This is a genomic window from Prescottella sp. GW823-FHT02E09, assembly GCF_058797375.1.
The window spans coordinates 503,889-525,500 of record NZ_JBXAJP010000005.1 but is presented as its reverse complement, the minus strand read 5'-3'; the positions used below and the strand labels follow the sequence as shown (position 1 = coordinate 525,500).

Below are 21,612 nucleotides of genomic sequence, written 5' to 3'. Positions count from 1 at the left end.
ACGGGTATCCCCGGTGCGGGGCACACGATGACGGACCGGCCGGGCCTGTGGCACCGGATCGCAGTCGATTTCGTTCTGGACCAATCGCGGCACCTGTCGTCTCCGAATGCCTCGTGACAGCAGGACGGTGCGGAGGGAGCGGGTGGACGTGACAGGTAGCGGTGAGGGACGTCGGATCGCGGTGGTCGGTGCAGGCGTGGCCGGGCTGACCGCGTCGTGGGTGCTGTCGAGGACGGCGGATGTCACGCTGTACGAGGCGGACGGACGACTCGGTGGTCATGCGGATACACATCGGGTGCGGACACCGGCGGGCGACGACCTGGCCGTGGACACCGGCTTCATCGTCCACAACGATCGCACCTACCCGACGCTGCTGCGCCTGTTCGCCGAACTCGGCGTCTCGACGCAGCCGTCGGACATGAGCATGTCGGTGCGCTGCGACGGCTGCGGACTCGAATACTCGGGCGGCCAGGGCCTGCGCGGGCTGATCCCCACGGTGTCTACGGCGCTGCGGGGCGAGTACGTGCGGATGTTGCTCGAGATCAAGCGTTTCCACGGCCGGGCGGCGGCGTTGCTCGCCGACGGCGACGCCGACGACCGCACCCTCGGCGAGTTCCTCGCCGACGGCCGCTTCTCGCCGTACTTCACCGCGCACTTCATGACCCCGCTCGTCTCGGCGGTGTGGTCGTGCGACCCCGGGACCGCGCTGCGCTACCCGGCCCGGTACCTCTTCACGTTCCTCGACCATCACGGGATGCTCGGTGTCGGTGGCTCTCCCACGTGGCGCACGGTGCGTGGCGGCAGCATCGAGTACGTGCGCCGGGTGGCCGAGCGCGTCGGCGAGGTGCGGGTGTCGACTCCCGTGCGGGCGATCCACCGCCACGCCGATCACGTGGAGATCCGCGACGACGGCGACGACCTGCGACGATTCGACGCGCTGGTGATCGCGACGCATCCGCAGCAGGCCCTGAAGATGCTCGCGGCGCCGACGCCGCTGCAGCACGAGGTGCTCGGCGCGATGCCGTACTCGGTCAACCACACCCGACTGCACACCGACGACTCCGTGCTGCCGCGGTCGACGCGGGCGCGGGCGTCGTGGAACTACCGCATCCCGTTCTGCGCGGCGCGGCCCGCGCAGGTTCTGGTGAGCTACGACATGACGCGGCTGCAGCGCCTGCCCGACACCGGTGCGCGCTACATCGTGACGCTGGGTGGCGGGGACATCGTCGACCCGAGCCGGGTGCTCGACTCCATGACGTACGAGCACCCGCAGTACACCCCGGCCTCGCTCGCGGCGCAACGCCGGCTGCCGGAACTGAGCGACGACGTCCTCGCATTCGCGGGGGCCTACCACGGGTGGGGATTCCACGAGGACGGTGCGCTGTCGGGTATGCGCGCCGCGCAGCGGGTAGGAGGGCAGTGGACGTGACCACACCATCGTTGCCTCGGACACCGGCGATCTACCGCACCACGATCCGGCACGTGCGGACCGCGCCGCTGCGCAACGCCTTCCGCTACCGGAGCTACAGCTGGCTGGTCGACATCGACGATCTGCCGGGCCTGCCGCGACTACTGGCACCACTGGCGGGATTCGCCTCCTCCGACCACCTCGGCGAGCTGTCGTGGAGTCTGCGGCAGAACGTCGATGCGTTCCTCGCCGCGCACGGCATCGACCTCGAGGGTGGAAAGGTACTGCTGCTCACCAACGCCCGCGTGTTCGGGTACGTGTTCAACCCGCTCAGCGTGTTCTGGTGCCACGACGCCGGCGGACGCCCGGTGTGTGCGATCGCCGAGGTACACAACACGTACGGCGAGCGGCACTGCTATCTGTTGCGGCCCGACGGCCGTGGGAACGCGCGGGCGGCGAAGGAGTTCTACGTCTCCCCGTTCAACGACGTCGACGGCGAGTACCGGATGAGGCTGCCGAGACCGGACGACTCGCTCCGGATCGGGATCACGCTCGAACGGCCCGGACAGTCGCCGTTCGTGGCGACCGTCGTCGGTGAGCGCCGCCCCGCGACGCCGTGGGAGGTCGTGCGGGCGGCACTTGCGGTGCCGATCGCGCCGCTGCGGGTGGCCGCGCAGATCCGCTGGCAGGGAATCCGTTTGTGGGCGAGAGGTCTGCCCATCCGGCCGCGGCCGGTGCATCGACGACAGGAGGCAGTGTGATGACGACGAGCGTGTTCCCGACCGAGCGGGCCGCCGTGATGTGCTCGTGGGGAGACCTGCACCGCGCGCCGACCGGGGTCCGCGCCCGCGCCGCCGGCCGGGTGGCCGACGCTCTGTTCCGTCACGCCGTGTCGCGACTGCCGGTTCGGGTGCAGTTCCCGGACGGTGCGGTGGTGGGTGACCCGTCCGCGGTCGAGCCGCCGGTGATGGTGCTGCATCGGCCCCGCGACTTCGTCGCCCGGGTGGGCGAGAGCGGACTGATCGGATTCGGTGAGTCGTACATGGCGGGGGACTGGTCGGCACCCGACCTGACCGCGGTTCTCGAGGTGTTCGCGGCCCGCGCCGCGACGCTCGTTCCCCGTCCGCTGCAACGACTGCGGGGAGCGGTGATCCCGAAACCCCCGGGCAGCGAGCGGGGCACCACCCGCAACACGCGGACGAACGTCTCGCGCCACTACGACCTGTCGAACGAGCTGTTCGGCCTGTTCCTCGACGACACGCTCACATACTCGAGCGCGTTGTTCACGGACGACGAGTCCGCGTCCGGGTGGGACCACCTGGCCGCCGCGCAGCACCGCAAGATCGATCGCCTGCTGGACGGCGCCGGTGTCCGCGAGGGCAGCAGGGTGCTCGAGATCGGCACCGGGTGGGGTGAACTCGCAATCCGTGCCGCCGCGCGCGGCGCGACGGTGCGGTCGGTGACGCTGTCCACCGAACAACAGGACCTGGCGTGCAAGCGGATCGCGGAGGCCGGCTCTGCCGACCGGGTGCAGGTCGAACTGCTGGACTACCGCGAGGTGGACGGAGAGTACGACGCGGTGGTGTCGGTGGAGATGATCGAGGCCGTCGGCCACCGCTTCTGGGGCACCTACTTCCGGACACTGGATCGGGTGCTCGCGCCGGGCGGGCGCGTCGCGGTCCAGGCGATCACGATGCCTCACGACCGGATGCTCGCCACCCGCAACACCTACACCTGGGTACACAAGTACATCTTCCCCGGCGGGTTCCTGCCGTCGGTACGCGCGATCGAGGAGATCACCGAACGGCGGACGAGTCTGCGCGTGCGACAGCGACTGTCGATGGGTGACCACTACGCGCGGACGCTGCGGTTGTGGGACGAGCGGTTCGCAGCGCACGCCGACGAGGTCGCCGCGCTCGGTTTCGACGACGTCTTCCGGCGGATGTGGCACTTCTACCTGTGCTACTCGGAGGCCGGGTTCCGGTCGGGGTACCTCGACGTCCAGCAGATCGTCCTCGACCGGAGGGAGGCGTGATGGCCGCCACGACGAACGCGGGCACCGGCATCGCCCACGACATCGCCGAGATTCTGCAGGTGGTCGCCGATGGCGAGATCCCGGTTCGGCTCACCGCGTGGGACGGCGGCGCGGCCGGCCCCGAGGATGCCCCGGGCGACCGTGTCGAGATCAGGGTGCAGGGCGACCACGAGATCCCCGATCGGGCGTTCGACGCCGTCGTGTCGCTCGAGATGGGTGTGCACGGGGGGCGACGGAACTATCCGGTGTACGCGAAGGCCCTGCGTGAGCACTCCGTCCGTACCGTCGTCGAGTGGTACCGCACGTTCGAATCCCGATGGGACGACGCGGTCACGATGGTGGGCGAGGAGGTGGCCCGGGTGTGGCGGCTGTATCCGACAGGCGGGGGCTGGGCATTCCGGGGCCGGCGGATGGGTGTCGACCAGATTCTCGCGGGCCGGCCCGGCGGCGACGTGGACCTGCCCGAACGAACGGAGTGGACGACGCGATGAACGGATTCGATTGGGGCGGTTTCGCGTTCGTCACGATCGCGAGCCTGGTGGCCGTGGTGATCCTCATGATCGTCACGGCGGCATTCGGATTCACGCGGGGTCGGCACAACGTGGTCGACGTCTCGTGGGGTGCAGGGTTCGTCGTCATCGCGCTTGTCGCGGCCGCATTCGGTGACGGCGCCGAGTGGCGGCGGTGGCTGATCGCCACGCTCGTCGCGGTGTGGGGGCTGCGACTGGCCATCCACATGGCGCGCAGGACGAGCGGGCACGGCGAGGATCCTCGCTACGAGAAGCTCCTCGACGACGCCGGCGGGAACCGAACCGTGGCCGCGATCCGCAAGATCTACCTGACTCAGGGCCTCGCGCTGTGGTTCGTCTCGCTGCCCGTGCAGGTCGCGGCCGTCACGTACGGCGGCCTCGGCGTGCTCACGGTGCTGGGCGTCGTGCTGTGGGTGGTGGGCTTCGTGTTCGAATCCGTGGGCGATGCACAGATGTCGGCGTTCAAGGCGGACCCGTCGAATCGCGGCAGGATCATGGACCGTGGTCTGTGGGGCTGGACGCGTCATCCGAACTACTTCGGTGACGCGTGCGTCTGGTGGGGGATCTTCCTCGTCGCCGCGCAGACGTGGCCCGGCGTGCTCACGATCCTCTCGCCGCTCGCGATGACGTACTTCCTCGTCTTCGCCACGGGTGCGCGCCTGCTCGAGCAGCACATGGCGCAGCGCCCCGGCTACCGCGAGTACCGGCAGCGCACCAGCTATTTCGTGCCGCTGCCCCCGCGGGGGTGACCGGGCAGCGCTCGCTGCATGATGATCGTGTCGAGGGACGTCTCGTGTTTGAACCCCACGCCCAGTAGCCGTCCCGCGACCTCGAACTCGCGGCTGCGATGCAGATGGAACGAACTCGACTCGGGTGCATCGGTTTCCGACGTCAGTACCGCGATCACCTCGCGCACGCCGAGGTGGGCGCATTCGGCGAGCGTCCGGTCGAGCAGCGCGCCGCCGACACGTCGGCCGGTGGCCCACGGCGCCAGGTAGATCGATTCCTCGACGCAGTACCGGTACGCCGAGCGCGTCTTCCACGGTGCGCAGTACGCGTAGCCGGCGACACGGCCGTCCACCTCGGCGACGAGGAACGGCAGGCCCCGTTCGGCCAGTGTCCAGTACTTGCTGCTCCACGCCGACCGGTCGGGCGGCGTCTCGTCGAGCGTGACGGTGGTGGTGGCGACGTAGTGGCTGTAGATGGACGCGACGGCGGCCAGGTCGGCGGGCCAGGCCGGGCGTACTGCGGTTTCCGACACGACTGCCTCTCGATTCTTCTATAGAGGTGAATGTGCCACTACTATAGAGCACATGGATCTGGAGGCACTCGGGAGTCGAGTTCAGCGGGCCCGTCGATCGGCGGACCTCACCCTGGCGGAGGCGGCCGCGCGATCTGACGTGAGCGTGAGCATGATCTCGGCGATCGAACGGGGTGAGAAGGCGCCGACGGTGGTGGTCCTCGACCGGATCGCGCGAGGGTTGGGCGCCGACCTCGCGGCGCTCGTCACGGGCGACGAACGGGACCGCGCCGTCGTCCGCCGCTCCGGTGAGCACGACGTCGCACACGAGGAAGGCGGGTGGACCCGGACCGTCGTCACCCCGGTCGTGCCGGGCGTCAACGTCGAGTGGATGGACATCGTGCTGCCCGCCGGTTGCGACGCCGGGCACTTCCCTGCGTACGCCCCCAACTCGCACGAGTTCGTGCACGTGCTCGACGGCCGGCTCACGGTCGGCGTCGGCGACAGCGAATGGGTGCTCGGAGCGGGGGACACGCTGTACTTCGAGGCGGACGCCCCGCACCGGTTCGCCAATGACGGACAATCGCCGTGCCGCTACTTCGTGGCGGCGATGATCATGAGGGCGCGGACGCCGGGTTCGCGCGGACCGTCCCGTGCGGGCCGGACCGACTCCACGGCGCGGTGACGCACAGGAGGGAGAGCGGGCGATGACCGAGGCGCGGACGCTGGCCGTGGTCGCGGCGGGCGGCGCGATCGGTGCGAGCGCGCGCTACCTGCTGGCCCAGCAGTTCCCCGGTATCTGGACGGTCATGGCGATCAACATCGTCGGCTCGCTGATGCTCGGCGTTCTCGCCGCGATGCTCGGACCCGACCGGCTGTGGCGGCTGTTCCTCGGTGTCGGCGTGCTGGGCGGGTTCACGACGTTCTCGACCTTCGCGGTGGACGCCGTGCAGAACCCGGGCGTCGCGATGCTGTACGTCGTCGCGACGCTGGTGCCGGCGCTGCTTGCGGCGCGTCTCGGCATGGGGATCGGTGAATACCTGCACGGCCGACGGGCGGTGGAGCCGTGACGGTGTTGTGGGTCGCGCTCGGCGGCGGCGTCGGAGCGGGTGTGCGCTATCTCGCCGGCCGGCACCTGTACTCCTACGGCAGTTTCCCGGTTCCGACGTTCGTGGTGAACGTCGTCGGCTGCCTGGTCCTCGGCCTGCTGGCCGGCGCGACACTGCCGCCCGCTGTGTTCGCATTGCTGGGCACCGGCTTCTGTGGCGGGCTCACCACGTACTCGACGTTCGCGACGGAGGCCGTGGGTCTCGCCCGCGTCCGTCGATCCGTCACGTCCGTCGTGTATGTCGCGGCCAGTCTCGCCGTCGGCATCGGATTCGCTTGGTTGGGGTTTCGGATCACCGCATGAACCGGCCGGTAGCCTCCGGCGCTGGCACGATGGAACCGAGTTTCCAGCATGAGAAGTCGGAGGGGTCGATGGTGCACGAACGAGCGGGACAGGTGGCGTTGCCGGAGGATCTGGAGGATCTGGCGCACTTGGTGTCTGCGTACTACACGCGTACCCCGGACCCGACCGATCCGCTGCAGCAGGTGGTGTTCGGCACGTCCGGCCACCGCGGCTCGAGCCTCGACTCGGCCTTCAACGAGGCGCACATCCTCGCGACGACGCAGGCGATCGTGGAGTACCGGGCAGCGCAGGGCATCACCGGCCCACTGTTCCTCGGCCGCGACACCCACGCGCTGTCGGAGCCGGCGTGGGCCACGGCACTCGAGGTGCTCGTCGCGGGCGGTGTTGCGGTGGTGATCGATTCGCGCGACGGCTACACCCCGACGCCCGCGGTCAGCCACGCGATCCTGCGGCACAACGCGTCGGGCCCGGCAGCGCGCGCCGACGGCATCGTCGTCACCCCGTCGCACAATCCGCCGCGCGACGGTGGCTTCAAGTACAACCCGCCGCACGGCGGCCCCGCCGACAGTGACGCCACCACCGTGATCGCGGACCGGGCCAACGACCTGCTGCGGTCCGGGCTGTCCGGCATCGCGCGGGTACCGCTCGTGCGGGCGCTCCAGGCGGCGGGACGCTACGACTTCCTCGCCACCTACGTCGACGATCTGCCCACCGTGCTCGACCTCGACGCGATCCGGGCGTCAGGTCTGCGGATCGGGGCCGACCCGCTGGGCGGTGCCTCGGTCGACTACTGGGGCGCCATCGCCGAACGACATCGACTGGACCTGACGGTGGTCAATCCACTGGTGGACGCGACGTGGCGGTTCATGACCCTCGACGGTGACGGCAAGATCCGGATGGACTGCTCGTCGCCGCACGCGATGGCGTCGCTGATCGCGGCCCGGGACCGATTCGACCTCGCCACAGGCAACGACGCCGACGCCGACCGACACGGCATCGTCACCCCCGACGGCGGCCTGATGAACCCCAACCACTACCTCGCGGTCGCCATCGACTACCTCTACACCTACCGCGCGGGATGGTCGCCGACCACGAAGGTCGGCAAGACCCTGGTCAGCTCGTCGATGATCGACCGGGTGGCCGGCGGGCTGGGCCGGCCAGTCGTCGAGGTGCCGGTCGGATTCAAGTGGTTCGTGCCGGGACTGCTGGACGGTTCGCTCGGATTCGGCGGTGAGGAGAGCGCCGGGGCGTCGTTCCTGCGCCACGACGGCACCGTGTGGACCACCGACAAGGACGGCATCCTGCTGGCGCTGCTCGGGGCCGAGATCACCGCGGTCACCGGACAGAGTCCGTCGGCGCGATACCGGGAACTGACCCGGCAGTTCGGTGATCCCGCTTACGCGCGGATCGACGCGCCCGCGACCCGCGACCAGAAGGCGGTGTTGGCGAAGCTGTCACCGCAGCAGGTCACCGCGACCGAGTTGGCCGGCGAACCGGTCACCGCGACGCTCACCGCGGCACCCGGCAACGGCGCGGCGATCGGCGGGCTCAAGGTCACCACCGAGAACGCGTGGTTCGCCGCCCGCCCGTCCGGCACCGAGGACGTCTACAAGATCTACGCCGAATCCTTCCGCGGCCCCGAACATCTCGCGGAGGTACAGGCCGCAGCACAGGATGTGGTTTCCCGTGCACTGGGACTGGGCTGAATGGCCGTTCACCCACGCCGATAGATTCATCGGCGATGAGAAACACGACTGACACGACGGCGGACGTCGACGCGAAACTGCCCAAGGAGATCTGGGTCCTCGTCGTGTCGGCGTTCATCGTCGCCGTCGGGTTCGGGATCGTGGCGCCCGCGCTGCCGGCCTTCGCCCGCAGTTTCGACGTCGGGGTCACCGCGGCCAGCGCGGTGATCAGCGCGTTCGCCCTGATGCGCCTGATCTTCGCGCCGATGAGCGGCACCCTGGTACAGAAGCTGGGGGAGCGGCCGACCTATCTGTCGGGGCTGATCATCACCGCGGTCTCGACGGGCGCGTGTGCGTTCGCGGAGGAGTACTGGCAGTTGCTGGTGTTCCGAGGGCTCGGCGGCATCGGTTCCACGATGTTCACCGTCTCGGCGCTGGGCCTGCTGATCCGGATGTCCCCGCCCGGCGGCCGCGGTCGCGTGTCCGGTGTGTACTCGGCGGCGTTCCTGATCGGCACGATCACGGGCCCGCTGTTCGGTGGGGCACTCGTGCGGTTCGGTCTGCGCGTCCCGTTCGTCATCTACGCGGTGGCGCTCCTCGTGGCCGCGACCGTCGTCTACTTCGCGCTGCGCAAGTCGCAACTCGCCGCGCCGGAGGTGGGCGGCACGATGCCGATCATGACGATCCGCGAGGGGCTGCAGTCGTCGATGTTCCGGGCGTCGCTCGGCGCGAACCTGGTCACCGGCTGGGTGATCTTCGGGGTCCGGATCTCGCTGGTGCCGTTGTTCGTCGTCGAGATACTCGACGGCGACGGCACCACCGCCGCGATCGCCCTCACGGTGTTCGCCCTCGGCAACGCCGCCGTCCTGATGCAGGCGGGGCGGATGACCGACCGCATCGGTCGTAGGCCGTTCATGCTGGTCGGTCTGGCGATCTGCGGCGTGTCCACGATCGCGATGGGGATCACCGACAATCTCGTCGTGTTCCTGATCGCGACCGCGGTGTGCGGTATCGGGTCGGGGGTGATGGGTCCGGCTCAGCAAGCGGCGGTCGCCGACGTCATCGGCTCCAAGCGGCGCGGTGGCCCGGTGCTGGCCCTGTTCCAGATGATGAACGACGTGGGCGCATTCGCCGGGCCGCTCGTCGCCGGGATCGTGGCGCAGCTCTGGTCCTACGGTGCCGCCTGGGCCGTCACCGGAACCATCATGCTGCTGCCGATGGTGTTGTGGCTCGTGGTGCCCAAGGGCCGGTACGACGCCGACAGCGGATCAGCCGGGTACACCGATCCCGATGAGGGCGCCGACCACGTACGTGGCGCCGACGGCGATCGCACCGAACACCAACTGCCGGATGGCGCCACGGATCTTGGACTGGGCGGTGAAGTGCGCCGCGAGCGCGCCCGCGAGCAGTAGACCGAAGCCGCCCACCGCGAGCCCGGCGACCAGCGACTCGAATCCCAGCAGGTAGGGGATCAGCGGGATGATCGCACCGATCGAGAACATCACGAACGACGACCCGGCCGCCACCAGCGGTGACGGCTTCTCCAGCGGGTTGACGCCCAGCTCGTGGGTGATGTGGATGTTGACCGCACGCTCGGTGTCGGCGTGCACCTCCTCGGCCGCGGCGGCCGCGGTCTGCTCGCTCATGCCCATCGCAGTGAAGGTCTCGACGAGTTCGGCTTCCTCCGCCTCGGGATGCTTGCGCAGTGCGCGGCGCTCGACCCGCACCTCCGCGTCGATCTGTTCGTTGGAGGTCGACACCGAGGTGTACTCGCCGAGCGCCATCGAGAACGCGCCCGCCACCAGGCCGGCGACACCGCTGAGGATCACCGTGTGTGACTCCACTCCCGCGCCGCCGACGCCCGCGATCAGTGAGGTGTTGGTCACCAGGCCGTCCATCGCGCCGAACACCGCCGCGCGCAGCCACCCGCCGGAGACGTCCGAATGCGTGTGGTCGAAGTCGTGCGGCCGGGCGGCCGGGGACGGCGTGTTCGACGTGTCGGGATCGGGAGCGGAGTCGTTCACACAGCCGAATCTAGCTGCGAAAACGCTCATGATCTAGAAAGCTGAGGCATACCTGTTCGGTACCGTGTGGGGCGTGTGGATACGCATTGTGAGCCTGCTGGCACGCCTCGGTCTGGCAGCTGTGTGGCTGATCTCCGGATGGATCAAATTCATCGACCCCACCCAGACCGTGGTCGCGGTGCGGGCGTACCAGCTGCTGCCCGAGGACCTCGTCCGCCCCGTCGCCTACACGATGCCGATGCTCGAGATTGCACTCGGGCTGTTCCTGGTGATCGGCTTGGGCGTGCGGCTGACCGCCGTCGTTTCCGCGGCTGCCCTGCTCGTCCTGATCGGCGTGATCGTGTCCGTGTGGGCGCGCGGGCTGTCGATCGACTGCGGTTGCTTCGGCGGAGGTGGTGTCGCGGACGTCGACGGGTGGGACTACGCGCGGGAGATCGCCCGTGACGTCGGCTTCCTGGCGCTGGCGGCGTGGCTTGTGGTGTTCCCCCGCAGTCCGTTCTCCCTCGGTCCGCGCTCACGCGGACCGTTCTCAGTACCCGCTCAGGCGGCGGTGGCAGAGTAGTCGTCGAGCTGCGTCTGCCCACACGATCGTGCAGGCGCCGCAGTCAGTTCCCCGAACGGATCTCACACCTATGACGAAGGACGCGAAGTGAGTTCGAAGAAGCCGAAGTCGGCAAAGTACAGCCCTCAACCGACCTCCAGCAAGGCGACGTACATCGTCGGCGGTCTCGCGATCGTCGTGATCGCGGCGCTGGTGATCGGCGGCATCCTGTTGACCAAGGACAACGACAAGCCGCGGAACGAGGGGTACGGCGCGGTGCAGAACTCCGCCGTCCAGGTGACGATGGAGGACGCCGGCGTCGTGCGCCTCGGCCTGCCTGACGTGACGAACACGATCGACGTGTTCGAGGACCCGATGTGCCCGTACTGCGCTCAGCTCGAGCAGAAGCACGGCCAGGAGGTGGCGCAGGCCGTCGACGACGGCAAGATCGCGGTCCGCTACCACATCCTCAACTTCCTCAACCGGCTCTCGGCCAGCGGTGATTTCTCCACGCGTGCTGTTGCCGCATCGCAGTGTGTCGCTCAGACCGGGGACGCGATCGCGTACTCGACGTTCCACGGCGAGCTGTTCTCGCCCGCCAACCAGCCGGCCGAGAACGGCAAGTCGGACCTCTCCAACGAGGAGCTGGCGACGCTCGCGAAGGACTCCGGCGCCAACGAGGCCGCCGTCAACTGCATCACCAGCGGTGAGCGGGTGCAGCAGGCCGCCGCCGACGCCGAGACCGGCCGTCAGGCCCTCGCCGCGTCCGGCGCGACGGGCACCCCGGCCGTCGTCCACAACGGCGAGGTGATCGACGCACTCGGCAACCCCGACTGGGTGTCGCAGGTGTCGCAGTAGGACTGCGTGGTGGCCGGCCCGGAGCGGGCCGGCCACCACAGCTGCTGCGGGCTTCTCCTCTCTGACCAGGCGATTTGTTGCCCGTGACGGCGATGGTGTAACTTTCTTTCAGCACGAGGGAGTCACTCCTGAAGCGCAGAGAACAACTCGACACGGGGCTATGGCGCAGCTGGTAGCGCACCACACTGGCAGTGTGGGGGTCAGGGGTTCGAGTCCCCTTAGCTCCACTCCGAGACTCCGGGTCACGATCGTGACCCGGAGTCTTTTCGTGTCGGAATCCGGGCCCGTGGGCGTGCCGCGCGGGTTCCGGTGGTGCCGCGTCGCCGATCGGGGGAGCGGTGCGACGAAAGTCGGCGCGGCAGCGCGACGGGCCGGAGCATCAGGCGTCAGAGGTAGTCGACGCGCTCGTAGTGCTCGACGACGGGGAACGGGTCGTAGAAGTGATGCAGCAGCCGCCGCCACTCCTGATACTCCGCCGACCCGCGGAATCCGTCGGTGTGGTCTTCGAGCGTGTCCCACTCCACGAGGAGGAGATAGGCGTCGGGGCGTTCGAGGCAGCGCGAGAGTTCGAGCCGCCGGAACCCTGTCATCCCGGAGATGATCGCCTTCGCCTCGCCGAACGCCGTTTCGAATGCGGCGGCCTGTCCGGGTTTCACCTGCAAGGGCGCGTGTTCGAGGATCATCGGCGCATCCTCGCACACGGTGTCGGGTAGTGGCGCGGAGTGATCTCACGCGCCACTACCCGACGGCCCACCCAGGCAGGGGGGAATTCTGGGTGGGCCCGTTGCTGCCCAGGGGGGGTCGGGCAACTTTTTGAACTGTAGTGCAATTTGTGGCCTGAAGCACGTTGACTCGGTCGAATGACCGTTTGTCGAGGTGTCAGTCGTGGCGCCCGTATCCCTTGCCCTGCCGGTCCAGTTCGTCCGGCCCCGCCCGAGATGGAGCTCACGCAACCGATCCCACAGCGCGAGCTGCGAGAAATCGAGTTCGTCGCGCGAGCAGCGCCGGATCCGGCCGAGTTCGGGTCCGCTGTCCTTGTGCTCGCCGATGCGCAGGTGGAAGTGTCACCGGCCGAAGTCGATCGTGGCGTAGCCGTCGAACAACGAGATGCGCTTCGCCGCATTGGGCGCGGCCACCTCCCACGCGGCGCCCTCGATGATGATGCCGGGTTGTGTGGTGGTCATGCCGACCCCTCCTTCTCTCGATGGACGGACTCGGTCGGGCGGGTGAGCACGCAGTCCCCGCAGTAGCCGGAGACGGGCGTGCGATAGAACAGACAGCAGCTTCGACGCCGGTAGCCGGCGCCCTCGCGGTCGACGGTCTCGGCCAGCCGCGGATCCCTCAGGATCGTCTCGGCGACGTCCGATGCCTCGGCTCGGTTCGCGCCGTCGAGCACGCGGGCCGCCCCGATCAGCGCGGACGCCGCATTGCCCCACAGAAGCCGCTCCGACATCGGTTCGGCGGCGCGGATGGCGTCGATCATCGGTTCCAGGTGACGGCCCAGGACCACCTCGCACGCGAGGTCGACCAGATCCCCGAGATCCCTGCTCTCCCAGCCGATCGGCTCGCGCACGTGCAGATCGATACTGCCGTCCTCGTCGCGCCACAGCAGCTGGTCGAGGTCGGGCAGGATTCCGGCGCGGACGATGCCGCCGAGCGCGAGCGACCACAGGCGGGCCGCGTAGCCGAGGAACAGCGTGGACGCCGCGACCCGGAACTCGGTGGTGCCGATCCGTGAGCCCACGTGCCCGACGACGTCGGCGAGTGCGTCGGCGTCGTCGTACAGGGCTCGCACCGGTCGCCGGCCGCCCCGGCCGGGATCGCCGGTGGTGGCGGTGAAGTACGGACCGAGAGCGGCCAGATCGGACAATGCGGCCGTGACCGCGCCGGGCGGCGACAGCTGCAGCCCGGACCGCGGGAGATCGCGCAGGGCGTGGGGGAGAGCATCGAGGCCGTCGACGGCCAGCACCTGCCCGGCATGGTGGACGACGAGGTCGTCGTGGGCGTCGATCGTCAGGTCGGCAGCGCCGTCGTCGCCGACGACCGTCGCACCCTCCCGGCCGAGTGGCCGCGCGATCGCCGACGCCGTCGGTCCCGGTGCACGCACCCGTGCCCGGAGCGGGGCCTCGTGCGTGGACGCGAGCGCGAACACGCCCGAGCCGACGTCGAATCGCAGTGACCGCGAATCGAACACGCCGCCGATCCGCCCGTCCAGCGCGAGTCGTTCGGGCGTGCCGGTGCACAGCCGTCCCGACCGGTCCAGCAGCCACACGTGGTCGGCGACGCGGAGCGCCAGTTCGAGGTCGTGTGTGGACATCAGCATCGCGAGATCGTGCTCGCGCGCCGCACGCCGCATCAGTTCGACGAGCGCGACGCGGGACGGGACGTCGAGGAACGCGGTGGGTTCGTCGAGGACCAGCAGTGTCGGCTCCTGCGCCAGCGCCCGTGCGGTGAGTACCTGATGGCGCTCCCCGTCGGACAGTTCGCTAGCGGGACGGTCGGCGAGACGCGTGGCACCCACCGCGTCGAGGGCCCACTCGACGACGGCGTGGTCGCGGGCGCTCATCCGCCCGCCCAGGCCGAGGTGCGGTGTGCGGCCCAGTCCGGCGAGTTCGCGCGCCGACAGCATGCCCGGATCGACCCGGTCGGTGAGCACGACGGCGATCACGCGTGCGAGGTCGTCCGCGGACAAGCCGTGCAGGTCGTTGCCGGACAACGTGATCGAACCGCCGAGTACGGGTTGGAGTCCGCACACCGTGCGCAGCAGCGTGGACTTGCCGCTGCCGTTGGGGCCGAGCAGCACGGTCAGTTCGCCGCGGCGGGCGATCGCGTCGATCCCCGAGACGACGGTCCGCGTCGCGACCGGGCGCAGAGCGCTACGGGTGTGATAACCGACGGCGACATCGGCGAGCTCCAGGGCGACATCTGTCGCAGGTCTGTTCACAGGGTCGTTCACAGCGCACCTCCGATGCCGCGCCGACTGCGGACGAGGATCGTCACGACGATCGGTGCACCGATCAGCGCGGTGACGGCGTTGAAGGGAAGTACCGCGTCGCTGTCGGGCACCTGGCTGACGATGCCACATGAGAGGGCGACGGCGAGACCGAGGAATCCGATCGGGCCGAATCGCCTTGGTGGCCGGGGCACTCCGCCACGGGTAGCTGCCGCCCGCGTCGCGGACCAGGCCGCCGATGTAGCTGCCTCCGGCCGACACATACCACGTGCCCTGGTACATCGTGCCGGGCAGGAGGGGGTGGGCTCGGCGCCCTGTGCCGTCGCCGCGACCTGCTCGTAGTCGGCGCGGATCTGCGAGTACACCTCGTCCGCCTGTGCCTCGGAGCCGGTGAGTGCGGCCATCGCCTTGATCCACTCGGCCCGGCCGAGCGCCGTCGACTCGAGGTACTCGGCGTTCGCGACGACGGGGATTCCGGCCGCCCGGAGTTTCGCGTACGACGGTTCGTCGGTGCCACCGGTCATCAGCACATCCGGATCGGCCGCGCCGACCTTCTCGGTGTTCACGGTCCGATCCGGCGCGTACTCGACGACCTTCCCGGCGTCGATGCGCTCGCGCGAGTGGAATCACACCGGCCCCGACCGAGTAGCATGGCCGGTCGGTGATGTAGGTGACGTCGGGGCGCGGAGGATCGAGGAGTGGCGAAGAAACGTGGTCCACGGTCGATCCCTGTCGTCGTCGTGGCCGGCTTCCTCGGTTCGGGGAAGACGACCCTGCTCAATCATCTGCTCCGCAACAACGGCGGCACCCGGATCGGGGTGATCGTCAACGACTTCGGCTCGGTCAACATCGACTCGATGATGGTTGCGGGACAAGTCGATTCGATGATGGCACTCAGCAACGGCTGCATGTGCTGCGCAGTGGACGTCAGCGACATGGACGCGATGCTCGACCGGCTCGCGCACCGGACGTCGGAGATCGACGTCATCGTCGTCGAGGCGAGCGGACTCGCGGAGCCGCGCAACATGATTCGGCTGGTCCTCGGCAGTGAGAACCCGTACATCACGTACGGCGGCCTGGTCATCCTCGTCGACGGCGCCGAGTACCGGAACAGCCGGGCGCGGCATCCGGAACTGGATCAGCACATCGCGATCGCCGACCTGATCGTGCTGAACAAGACGGACCGCATCGACGGCGAGGACCACGACACCCTCCTCGGCGACGTGTGCCGGATCAATCCGCGTGCGGCCGTGGTCTCCACGGTGCAGGGGCGGGTGGATCCCGGTCTGCTGTTCGATCGGACCCCGCGGCCTGAACCCCGGCCCGGCCAGCAGTTGTCGTTCGACGACCTGCTCGCCGACGCGGGCGACGCCGCCGGTTGCGGTGAGTGCGGTGGCGACCACGACACCCACATCCACTCGCTGTACGACAGCGTCACGTTCGCGTCCGAGTTGCCGATGCACCCACGTCGGCTGGTCCGCTTCCTGGAGAAGCAGCCCGCAGGTGTGTACCGGATCAAGGGGTACGTGTACTTCGGTGTCCGCGGTCACCAGCAGAAGTACCTGCTGCAGGTGGTGGGCGACCACATCGCGTTCCACCCCCAGCGGTGGAACCCGGGCGAGCGCCGTCGGACCGAGCTGGTCGTGATCGGTACCGACCTCGACCCCGACTCGGTGGACGCGATGCTGGACGCCTGCACCGAATCCGAGGCCGAGGGTCTCGACGCCGACACGATGATGGGCGTGCACCGCTACACCGTCGACGCCTGATCGGATCCCCGCGAGCGACTTTCCGGGGACGGCTACCGTGGGGTGGTGACCGAATCTCCCATTTCCGTGTACGAAGCCATCCGCCGACGCCGTGACGTCCGCGCCGAGTTCAGCGGCGAGCTGATCCCCGACGAGACACTGCAGCGGGTGCTGGGCGCAGCGCACGCGGCACCGAGCGTCGGCAACACGCAGCCGTGGGACTTCGTCGTCGTCCGCAGTCCCGATACCCTCGCGACGTTCGCCGACCACGTCGCCGACCGTCGCCGTGCCTTCGCCGACTCGTTGCCCGAGGATCGCCGGAAGACGTTCGACCCCATCAAGATTGAGGGTATCCGCGAGAGCGGCACCGGCATCGTCGTCACCTACGATCCGTCGCGCGGTGGCCAGAACATCCTCGGTCGGCACACCATCGACGACACCGGCCTGTTCTCGGCGGTGCTGGCCATCCAGAACCTCTGGCTGGCCGCGGCCGCCGAGAACATCGGCGTCGGGTGGGTGTCGTTCTACGAGGAGGAGTACCTCACCGAACTACTGGACATTCCGGCTCCGGTCCGACCCATCGCGTGGCTGTGCGTCGGCAAGGTCGACCAGTTCCAGGAGGTGCCCGATCTGGAGCGTTTCGGTTGGCGGACGCGGCGCGCACTGGACGACGCGATCCACTGGGAACGCTTCTGATTCGTCGGCGGGACGATCCCCGAGGGTGTCAGCCGCGGCGGCGGCGCGAGCCGCCGCCCTGCGACGCCTGACGGGTTCCGCCGCCCTGCGACGCCTGACGGGTTCCGCCGCCCTGCGAGCCGGATCCGGTTCCGGTCGAGCCGGATCCGTTGCCTGCTCCGGAACGTCCGCCCGAACGACGGCGACCGCCGCCGCCGGTGGCGGCACCTTCCGAACGCGGACCGCGGCTGTTGCGTGCCTGACCGCCCTGACCGCCCCGAGCCGGACGCTGCCCCTGCTGGCGCCGGGCGTCACCGGCGGGCTTGTCGGTCTTGGGGGCTGGCGGCACGTGTGGGGCCGGTTCGCCGACGAGGCGGACCACGTGCTCGGAGTCGGCGGTCACCTGGACCGGAGTGACCTTGATCGACGCCTTGCGCATCAGCGCGGACAGATCCTTGCGCTGATCGGGCAGCACGATGGTCACGACGTCACCGGCGCTGCCGGCGCGCGCGGTGCGGCCCGAGCGGTGCAGGTACGCCTTGTGCTCGGCGGGCGGATCGACGTGGACCACGAGCTCCACCTCGTCGACGTGGACGCCGCGCGCCGCGACGTCGGTGGCCACCAGCACGCGTGCCGAGCCCTCCGAGAACGCCGCCAGGTTGCGGTCGCGGGCCGCCTGGGACAGATTGCCGTGCAGGTCCACCGACGGGATGCCGGACTCGGTGAGCTGACGGGCCAGCTTGCGCGCCTGATGCTTGGTGCGCATGAACAGGATGCGCCGTCCCTGGCCCGACGCCAGCTTGTGGATCAGGGCCTTCTTGGCCTCGACGCCGGAGACGTCGTAGACGTGGTGGGTCATCGCCGCGACCGGCGAGTTCGCCTCGTCGACGGAGTGCAGGACCTCGTTCTGCAGGAACCGCTTGACCAGCTTGTCGACGCCGTTGTCGAGCGTCGCCGAGAACAGCAGGCGCTGGCCGCCGGCGGGTGTCGCGGCGAGGATGCGGGTCACGCCGGGCAGGAAGCCGAGATCCGCCATGTGGTCGGCCTCGTCGAGGATCGTGATCTCGACGGCGTCGAGTTTGACGAAGCCCTGCTTCATCAGATCCTCGAGGCGGCCCGGGCACGCGACGACGATGTCGACGCCGGCCTCGAGTGCCTTGACCTGACGGTGCTGCGAGACGCCACCGAAGATGGTGGTCACGCGCAGGCCGTGGGCGTCGGCGAGGGGTTCGAGGGTCGCGGTGATCTGCGTCGCGAGCTCACGGGTGGGAGCGAGGACGAGGCCGCGCGGCTTGCCCGGGCGGCGCTTGCCGCCGGCGAGGCGGGCCGCGAGGGGGATCGAGAACGCGAGGGTCTTGCCGCTGCCGGTCTTGCCGCGGCCCAGGACATCCCGGCCGGCCAGAGTGTCGGGGAGGGTGTCGACCTGGATGGGGAACGGTGCGGTGATGCCGCCGTTCGTCAGTGCGGTGACGAGCGGGGCAGGGACACCCAGGGACTCGAAGGAGGGGGTTGCCGATTCGTCGGACGGGGTGGTGACGCTGGTGGACAAGTTCGTCGGTGCCTTTCGGGCATTCGTCATGCACGCCTACGGCCGGGAGTTCCCGGTGCACGGCCTGCACAAGGTGGCGACATTGCCGGGAGGCAAGATCGATCGCCGCAAGAAATGCTTGTGCTGGTGCACTCGTCTGCACTCGTCGGCGGGCGTGTCTGCCCGTCGGGGCATTCCAGCACTCGCTCGAATCCGGCGCGAAGTGAAGCGTTCTACGACGCTGGACGCCTCGCAAGCGGACGTCCAGTACCCGCCACCATACCGGGTTCAGGTATCGGCGGTCGGTCGGGCCGACCCGACCACGTCACAACCCCACCCATTCGGACGTGCCGGTCACGAACTGCTGGCGTTTCCAGATCGGCACCTCGGCCTTGATCCGCTCCACCAGTTCGGCGCACGCGGCGAACGCCTCGGCGCGGTGCGGTGCGGCCACCGCCGCGACCAATGCCAGATCACCGACGGTCAACTGTCCCACGCGATGTAGCGCGGCCACGGGCAGCCCGGTGCGCTCGGAGACCTGTTCACAGCACTGCCGGAGGAACCGTTCGGCGTCCGGGTGGGCCTGGTACTCGAGGGCGGACACCGACCGGCCGCCGTCGTGGTCGCGCACGACACCTGTGAAAACCACCACAGCGCCGTGCTCGGGCCCAGCCACGGCGGCGTCGACGACCGCGGGATCGAGTGGTTCGGCACAGATGCGCGCCAGTACGTCACTCATCGTGGGCACCGCCGCCCGCGACCTGCGCCAACAGATGCTCGAGGACCGGATCCAGTACCGACAGCCCGTCCTTCACCCCGCCCGGCGAGCCCGGCAGGTTCACCACGACGGTGCGCCCGACGAGCCCGGCGACGCCGCGGCTGAGGGACGCGTGCGGGGTCACCTCGGTGCCGCGCCTGCGCATGGCCTCCGTCAGGCCCGGCAGTTCCCGATCGAGGACGGCGAGCGTGGCCTCGGGCGTCGCGTCGGTGGGGGAGGCTCCGGTGCCGCCGGTGGTGATCACCAGCGCGGGGAAGTCGGAGAGCGCGTCGGCCAGCCCCGTCGTGATGTCGGCGTCGGCGTAGACCAGCGGGCCGCGCACGGTGTGGCCACGGGCCTCGAGCCAGTCGACGATCGTCGGGCCCGTCGTGTCGGGCCGCGTGCCCCGGGCACCACCGGTGGACGCGACGAGGACGGTCGCCGAACCGGTCCGCACGACGGCGCGCGGGGCAGCGGCGGCCGTCGTCGCGTCGTCGCGGCGCCAGTGCCCGCGCTTGCCGCCCTCCTTCGTCAGCAACCGGACGCCGTCGAGCGTCGCCGCCGGGTCGACGGCCTTGACCATGTCGTGCAGCGTCAGCCCCGCGACGGCGACCGCGGTGAGAGCCTCCATCTCGACCCCGGTGGGGCCCTTCGTCTTCGCGGTGGCCTCGATCGTGATCGAGGTGTCGGTGAACCCGAACTCGACCTTGACCGACGACAGCGCCAGTTGGTGACACAGCGGGATCAGCTCGGAGGTCTTCTTCGCGCCCGAGATGCCGGCAATCCGTGCGGTCGACAGGACATCGGCCTTCGGCATGTCGTCGGCACGGACCAGCGCGACCACGTCCGGCGTCGTCACCAGTTCACCGGCCGCGACCGCGATCCGCGTGGTGTCCGCCTTCGCGCTCACGTCCACCATCCGGGCCCGGCCCTCGCCGTCCAGATGGCTCAGCTCGCTCATCTTCTGCTCGCTCACTACAGGGGCCACACCTTCACTCGATCGCCCGCCGCCAGGGACGTGACGGCGGTGGGAACGTCTATCAGTACATCGGCCCACGCGAAGGCCGCCACGAGGTGCGACCCGGGACCCGACACCACCTCGACACCGGAGTCGGTGCGACGGCCGCGCAGGAATTGCCGCTTGCCCGCGATCGACGTGACGGCGTGATCGAGCACGCGCTCCTCGGCGGGCACCGCGGGCAGTCCCACCGCGCGCCGCAGCAAGGGGCGCAGGAACACCTCGAACGAGACCATCGTGCTCACCGGGTTGCCGGGGAAGGTCAGGACCGGGATCTCGTCGACCAGCGCGAGGCCCTGCGGGCCGCCGGGCTGCATTGCGACCGGACCGAACCGCGCCCCCAGTTCGGTGAGGACGTCCTTGACCACCTCGTAGTCGCCCATCGACACCCCGCCCGACGTGATCACCAGTTCGGTGCGGGCGACCGCCCGGCGCAGCGCGGCACGGAACGCGTCGGGCTCGTCGCTGCTGCGGTCCACCACCGCGACCTCGGCACCGTTGGCGCGCAGGCTCGCGGACAGGGCGGCACCGTTGGAGTCGTAGATCTGCCCGGGTGCGGGGCTGGTGCCGGCGTCCACCAGTTCCGCACCGGTCGTGATCACCGCGACGCGCGGCCTGGTCCGCACCGTCACCGAGCTCAGTCCGACCGCGGCGAGTACCCCGAGATGTCGTGGTTCGAGCAGCGTTCCCGCCGTCAGCAGCAGCGTTCCGGTGTGCACGTCGCTGCCCCGCTCGCGGACGTAGTCGCCCCGGTCCCGGGTCCGCTCGATTGTCACCTTGCCGTCGATCACCTCGGTGTCCTCCACCGGCACAACGGCATCCGCACCGTCGGGGATCACCGCCCCGGTCATGATCCGGACCGCGGTGCCCGGCACGTGCGGGGCCGGCTCGGCCGGGCCGGCGGCGACGGTGCCGACCACCGGCAGCGTCACCGGGACCGCGGCCACCGAGGCGGCGTCCACCGCGAATCCGTCCATCTGCGAGTTCCGGAACAGCGGCAGGTCGACGGGGGAGGTGCGGTCGTACGCCAGCACCCGGCCGAGGGCGTCGTCGAGGCGCACGGTCTCGGCCGGTCGCGTCAGCAGTGGTTCGAGAAGCCGGCGCACCTCCGCGGCGTGGTCCTCGACGGATCGCGCCGTGCCGCCGTGCCGATGCCCAGGACGCTGTGCCATGAGTGCCAATCCTAGGCATCTTCGTCGCA

General features: G+C 69.6%; 22 protein-coding genes, 1 tRNA gene and 2 pseudogenes. 15 read left to right on the top strand and 10 right to left on the bottom strand.

Going from position 1 to position 21,612, the window contains the following annotated elements; genetic code table 11:
* Positions 1-175 precede the first annotated feature (175 nt).
* From AC1RIF_RS16030 to AC1RIF_RS16010, 5 genes and pseudogenes are all read left to right on the top strand, one after another.
* Positions 176-1,429, top strand: coding sequence for an NAD(P)/FAD-dependent oxidoreductase (locus AC1RIF_RS16030; RefSeq protein WP_492602384.1), 1,254 nt, complete (start codon positions 176-178; stop codon positions 1,427-1,429).
* The gene (locus AC1RIF_RS16025) at positions 1,426-2,169 is read left to right on the top strand and encodes a DUF1365 domain-containing protein (RefSeq protein WP_492602321.1); all 744 of its coding nucleotides are present in this window, start codon (positions 1,426-1,428) and stop codon (positions 2,167-2,169) included. The genes AC1RIF_RS16030 and AC1RIF_RS16025 overlap by 4 nt, the downstream gene beginning before the upstream one ends.
* Positions 2,169-3,443, top strand: coding sequence for a class I SAM-dependent methyltransferase (locus tag AC1RIF_RS16020; protein WP_492602320.1), 1,275 nt, complete (start codon positions 2,169-2,171; stop codon positions 3,441-3,443). The genes AC1RIF_RS16025 and AC1RIF_RS16020 overlap by 1 nt, the downstream gene beginning before the upstream one ends.
* Positions 3,444-3,580: 137 nt before the next feature.
* Positions 3,581-3,934: pseudogene (locus AC1RIF_RS16015) on the top strand (class I SAM-dependent methyltransferase); the annotation flags it as partial.
* On the top strand, positions 3,931-4,722 hold the full coding sequence (locus AC1RIF_RS16010) for a DUF1295 domain-containing protein (RefSeq protein ID WP_492602319.1): 792 nt from the start codon (positions 3,931-3,933) through the stop codon (positions 4,720-4,722). The pseudogene AC1RIF_RS16015 and the gene AC1RIF_RS16010, both read left to right, overlap by 4 nt.
* On the opposite strand, the gene AC1RIF_RS16005 is transcribed toward AC1RIF_RS16010, so the two are convergent.
* A complete protein-coding gene (locus tag AC1RIF_RS16005) occupies positions 4,692-5,234 on the bottom strand; it encodes a GNAT family N-acetyltransferase (RefSeq protein ID WP_492602318.1) in 543 nt (180 codons plus the stop codon). The two genes, AC1RIF_RS16010 and AC1RIF_RS16005, sit on opposite strands and share 31 nt — an antisense overlap.
* A gap of 52 nt (positions 5,235-5,286) precedes the next feature.
* Here AC1RIF_RS16005 and AC1RIF_RS16000 point away from each other — a divergent pair, with 52 nt between their 5' ends.
* The 5 genes and pseudogenes from AC1RIF_RS16000 to AC1RIF_RS15980 form a co-directional block, all read left to right on the top strand.
* Positions 5,287-5,898 (top strand): helix-turn-helix domain-containing protein, encoded by a 612-nt coding sequence (locus tag AC1RIF_RS16000; RefSeq protein WP_492602317.1) that lies wholly within the window; start codon positions 5,287-5,289, stop codon positions 5,896-5,898.
* Between the two features lie 22 nt (positions 5,899-5,920).
* Positions 5,921-6,283: a fluoride efflux transporter FluC gene (locus AC1RIF_RS15995; protein ID WP_492602316.1), complete on the top strand. Its 363-nt coding sequence runs from the start codon at positions 5,921-5,923 to the stop codon at positions 6,281-6,283.
* Positions 6,280-6,624 carry a fluoride efflux transporter CrcB gene (crcB, locus tag AC1RIF_RS15990; RefSeq protein WP_492602315.1) on the top strand — a complete coding sequence of 115 codons (345 nt, stop codon included), beginning with the start codon at positions 6,280-6,282 and terminating at the stop codon, positions 6,622-6,624. Before AC1RIF_RS15995 ends, crcB begins: the two co-directional genes overlap by 4 nt.
* 68 nt (positions 6,625-6,692) lie before the next feature.
* On the top strand, positions 6,693-8,330 hold the full coding sequence (pgm, locus tag AC1RIF_RS15985; RefSeq protein WP_492602314.1) for a phosphoglucomutase (alpha-D-glucose-1,6-bisphosphate-dependent): 1,638 nt from the start codon (positions 6,693-6,695) through the stop codon (positions 8,328-8,330).
* A gap of 35 nt (positions 8,331-8,365) precedes the next feature.
* Positions 8,366-9,553: pseudogene (locus AC1RIF_RS15980) on the top strand (MFS transporter); the annotation flags it as partial.
* 24 nt (positions 9,554-9,577) lie between these two features.
* Here AC1RIF_RS15980 and AC1RIF_RS15975 read toward each other — a convergent pair.
* Complete coding sequence (locus AC1RIF_RS15975) at positions 9,578-10,333, bottom strand: VIT1/CCC1 transporter family protein (RefSeq protein WP_492602313.1); 756 nt, start codon at positions 10,331-10,333, stop codon at positions 9,578-9,580.
* Positions 10,334-10,406: 73 nt separating this feature from the next.
* Here AC1RIF_RS15975 and AC1RIF_RS15970 point away from each other — a divergent pair, with 73 nt between their 5' ends.
* The 3 genes from AC1RIF_RS15970 (at position 10,407) to AC1RIF_RS15960 (ending at position 11,959) form a co-directional block, all read left to right on the top strand.
* The gene (locus AC1RIF_RS15970) at positions 10,407-10,895 is read left to right on the top strand and encodes a MauE/DoxX family redox-associated membrane protein (protein WP_492602312.1); all 489 of its coding nucleotides are present in this window, start codon (positions 10,407-10,409) and stop codon (positions 10,893-10,895) included.
* An 87-nt stretch (positions 10,896-10,982) separates the two neighbouring features.
* Positions 10,983-11,732, top strand: a complete 750-nt coding sequence (locus tag AC1RIF_RS15965) for a DsbA family protein (protein WP_492602311.1) — start codon at positions 10,983-10,985, stop codon at positions 11,730-11,732.
* A gap of 154 nt (positions 11,733-11,886) precedes the next feature.
* Positions 11,887-11,959, top strand: a tRNA-Ala gene (locus AC1RIF_RS15960).
* A 159-nt stretch (positions 11,960-12,118) separates the two neighbouring features.
* Here AC1RIF_RS15960 and AC1RIF_RS15955 read toward each other — a convergent pair.
* From AC1RIF_RS15955 to AC1RIF_RS15940, 4 genes are all read right to left on the bottom strand, one after another.
* The gene (locus AC1RIF_RS15955) at positions 12,119-12,415 is read right to left on the bottom strand and encodes an antibiotic biosynthesis monooxygenase family protein (protein ID WP_492602310.1); all 297 of its coding nucleotides are present in this window, start codon (positions 12,413-12,415) and stop codon (positions 12,119-12,121) included.
* A gap of 381 nt (positions 12,416-12,796) precedes the next feature.
* Positions 12,797-12,916, bottom strand: coding sequence for a DUF7676 family protein (locus AC1RIF_RS15950; RefSeq protein ID WP_492602309.1), 120 nt, complete (start codon positions 12,914-12,916; stop codon positions 12,797-12,799).
* Entirely contained in the window at positions 12,913-14,688 is a 1,776-nt protein-coding gene (locus AC1RIF_RS15945) for an ATP-binding cassette domain-containing protein (protein ID WP_492602308.1), read from the bottom strand. The genes AC1RIF_RS15950 and AC1RIF_RS15945 overlap by 4 nt, the downstream gene beginning before the upstream one ends.
* Positions 14,685-15,251, bottom strand: coding sequence for a TroA family protein (locus tag AC1RIF_RS15940; RefSeq protein WP_492602307.1), 567 nt, complete (start codon positions 15,249-15,251; stop codon positions 14,685-14,687). Before AC1RIF_RS15940 ends, AC1RIF_RS15945 begins: the two co-directional genes overlap by 4 nt.
* 132 nt (positions 15,252-15,383) lie before the next feature.
* Here AC1RIF_RS15940 and AC1RIF_RS15935 point away from each other — a divergent pair, with 132 nt between their 5' ends.
* A complete protein-coding gene (locus AC1RIF_RS15935; RefSeq protein WP_492602306.1) occupies positions 15,384-16,454 on the top strand; it encodes a CobW family GTP-binding protein in 1,071 nt (356 codons plus the stop codon).
* A gap of 60 nt (positions 16,455-16,514) precedes the next feature.
* Positions 16,515-17,129 (top strand): 5,6-dimethylbenzimidazole synthase, encoded by a 615-nt coding sequence (gene bluB / locus AC1RIF_RS15930; RefSeq protein ID WP_492602383.1) that lies wholly within the window; start codon positions 16,515-16,517, stop codon positions 17,127-17,129.
* A 28-nt stretch (positions 17,130-17,157) separates the two neighbouring features.
* Here the strand turns inward: bluB and AC1RIF_RS15925 are convergent, their stop codons facing one another.
* The 4 genes from AC1RIF_RS15925 to AC1RIF_RS15910 all read right to left on the bottom strand — a co-directional run bounded on the left by AC1RIF_RS15925 (position 17,158) and on the right by AC1RIF_RS15910 (position 21,583).
* Complete coding sequence (locus tag AC1RIF_RS15925; RefSeq protein WP_492602305.1) at positions 17,158-18,687, bottom strand: DEAD/DEAH box helicase; 1,530 nt, start codon at positions 18,685-18,687, stop codon at positions 17,158-17,160.
* 274 nt (positions 18,688-18,961) lie between these two features.
* Entirely contained in the window at positions 18,962-19,375 is a 414-nt protein-coding gene (locus tag AC1RIF_RS15920) for a molybdenum cofactor biosynthesis protein MoaE (protein WP_492602304.1), read from the bottom strand.
* The gene (gene moaCB, locus AC1RIF_RS15915) at positions 19,368-20,354 is read right to left on the bottom strand and encodes a bifunctional molybdenum cofactor biosynthesis protein MoaC/MoaB (RefSeq protein WP_492602382.1); all 987 of its coding nucleotides are present in this window, start codon (positions 20,352-20,354) and stop codon (positions 19,368-19,370) included. The genes AC1RIF_RS15920 and moaCB overlap by 8 nt, the downstream gene beginning before the upstream one ends.
* A gap of 14 nt (positions 20,355-20,368) precedes the next feature.
* A complete protein-coding gene (locus AC1RIF_RS15910; RefSeq protein WP_492602303.1) occupies positions 20,369-21,583 on the bottom strand; it encodes a molybdopterin molybdotransferase MoeA in 1,215 nt (404 codons plus the stop codon).
* Positions 21,584-21,612 lie beyond the last annotated feature (29 nt).

Bases quoted from the DNA above. Each gene is read 5' to 3' on its own strand.
- AC1RIF_RS16020 (WP_492602320.1), top strand. From the start codon at position 2,169: ATGACGACGAGCGTGTTCCCGACCGAGCGGGCCGCCGTGATGTGCTCG.
- AC1RIF_RS16010 (WP_492602319.1), top strand. From the start codon at position 3,931: ATGAACGGATTCGATTGGGGCGGTTTCGCGTTCGTCACGATCGCGAGC.
- AC1RIF_RS16000 (WP_492602317.1), top strand. From the start codon at position 5,287: ATGGATCTGGAGGCACTCGGGAGTCGAGTTCAGCGGGCCCGTCGATCG.
- AC1RIF_RS15995 (WP_492602316.1), top strand. From the start codon at position 5,921: ATGACCGAGGCGCGGACGCTGGCCGTGGTCGCGGCGGGCGGCGCGATC.
- pgm (WP_492602314.1), top strand. From the start codon at position 6,693: ATGGTGCACGAACGAGCGGGACAGGTGGCGTTGCCGGAGGATCTGGAG.
- AC1RIF_RS15955 (WP_492602310.1), bottom strand. From the start codon at position 12,415: ATGATCCTCGAACACGCGCCCTTGCAGGTGAAACCCGGACAGGCCGCC.
- AC1RIF_RS15950 (WP_492602309.1), bottom strand. From the start codon at position 12,916: ATGACCACCACACAACCCGGCATCATCATCGAGGGCGCCGCGTGGGAG.
- AC1RIF_RS15925 (WP_492602305.1), bottom strand. From the start codon at position 18,687: ATGACGAATGCCCGAAAGGCACCGACGAACTTGTCCACCAGCGTCACC.
- AC1RIF_RS15920 (WP_492602304.1), bottom strand. From the start codon at position 19,375: ATGAGTGACGTACTGGCGCGCATCTGTGCCGAACCACTCGATCCCGCG.
- moaCB (WP_492602382.1), bottom strand. From the start codon at position 20,354: ATGAGCGAGCTGAGCCATCTGGACGGCGAGGGCCGGGCCCGGATGGTG.
- AC1RIF_RS15910 (WP_492602303.1), bottom strand. From the start codon at position 21,583: ATGGCACAGCGTCCTGGGCATCGGCACGGCGGCACGGCGCGATCCGTC.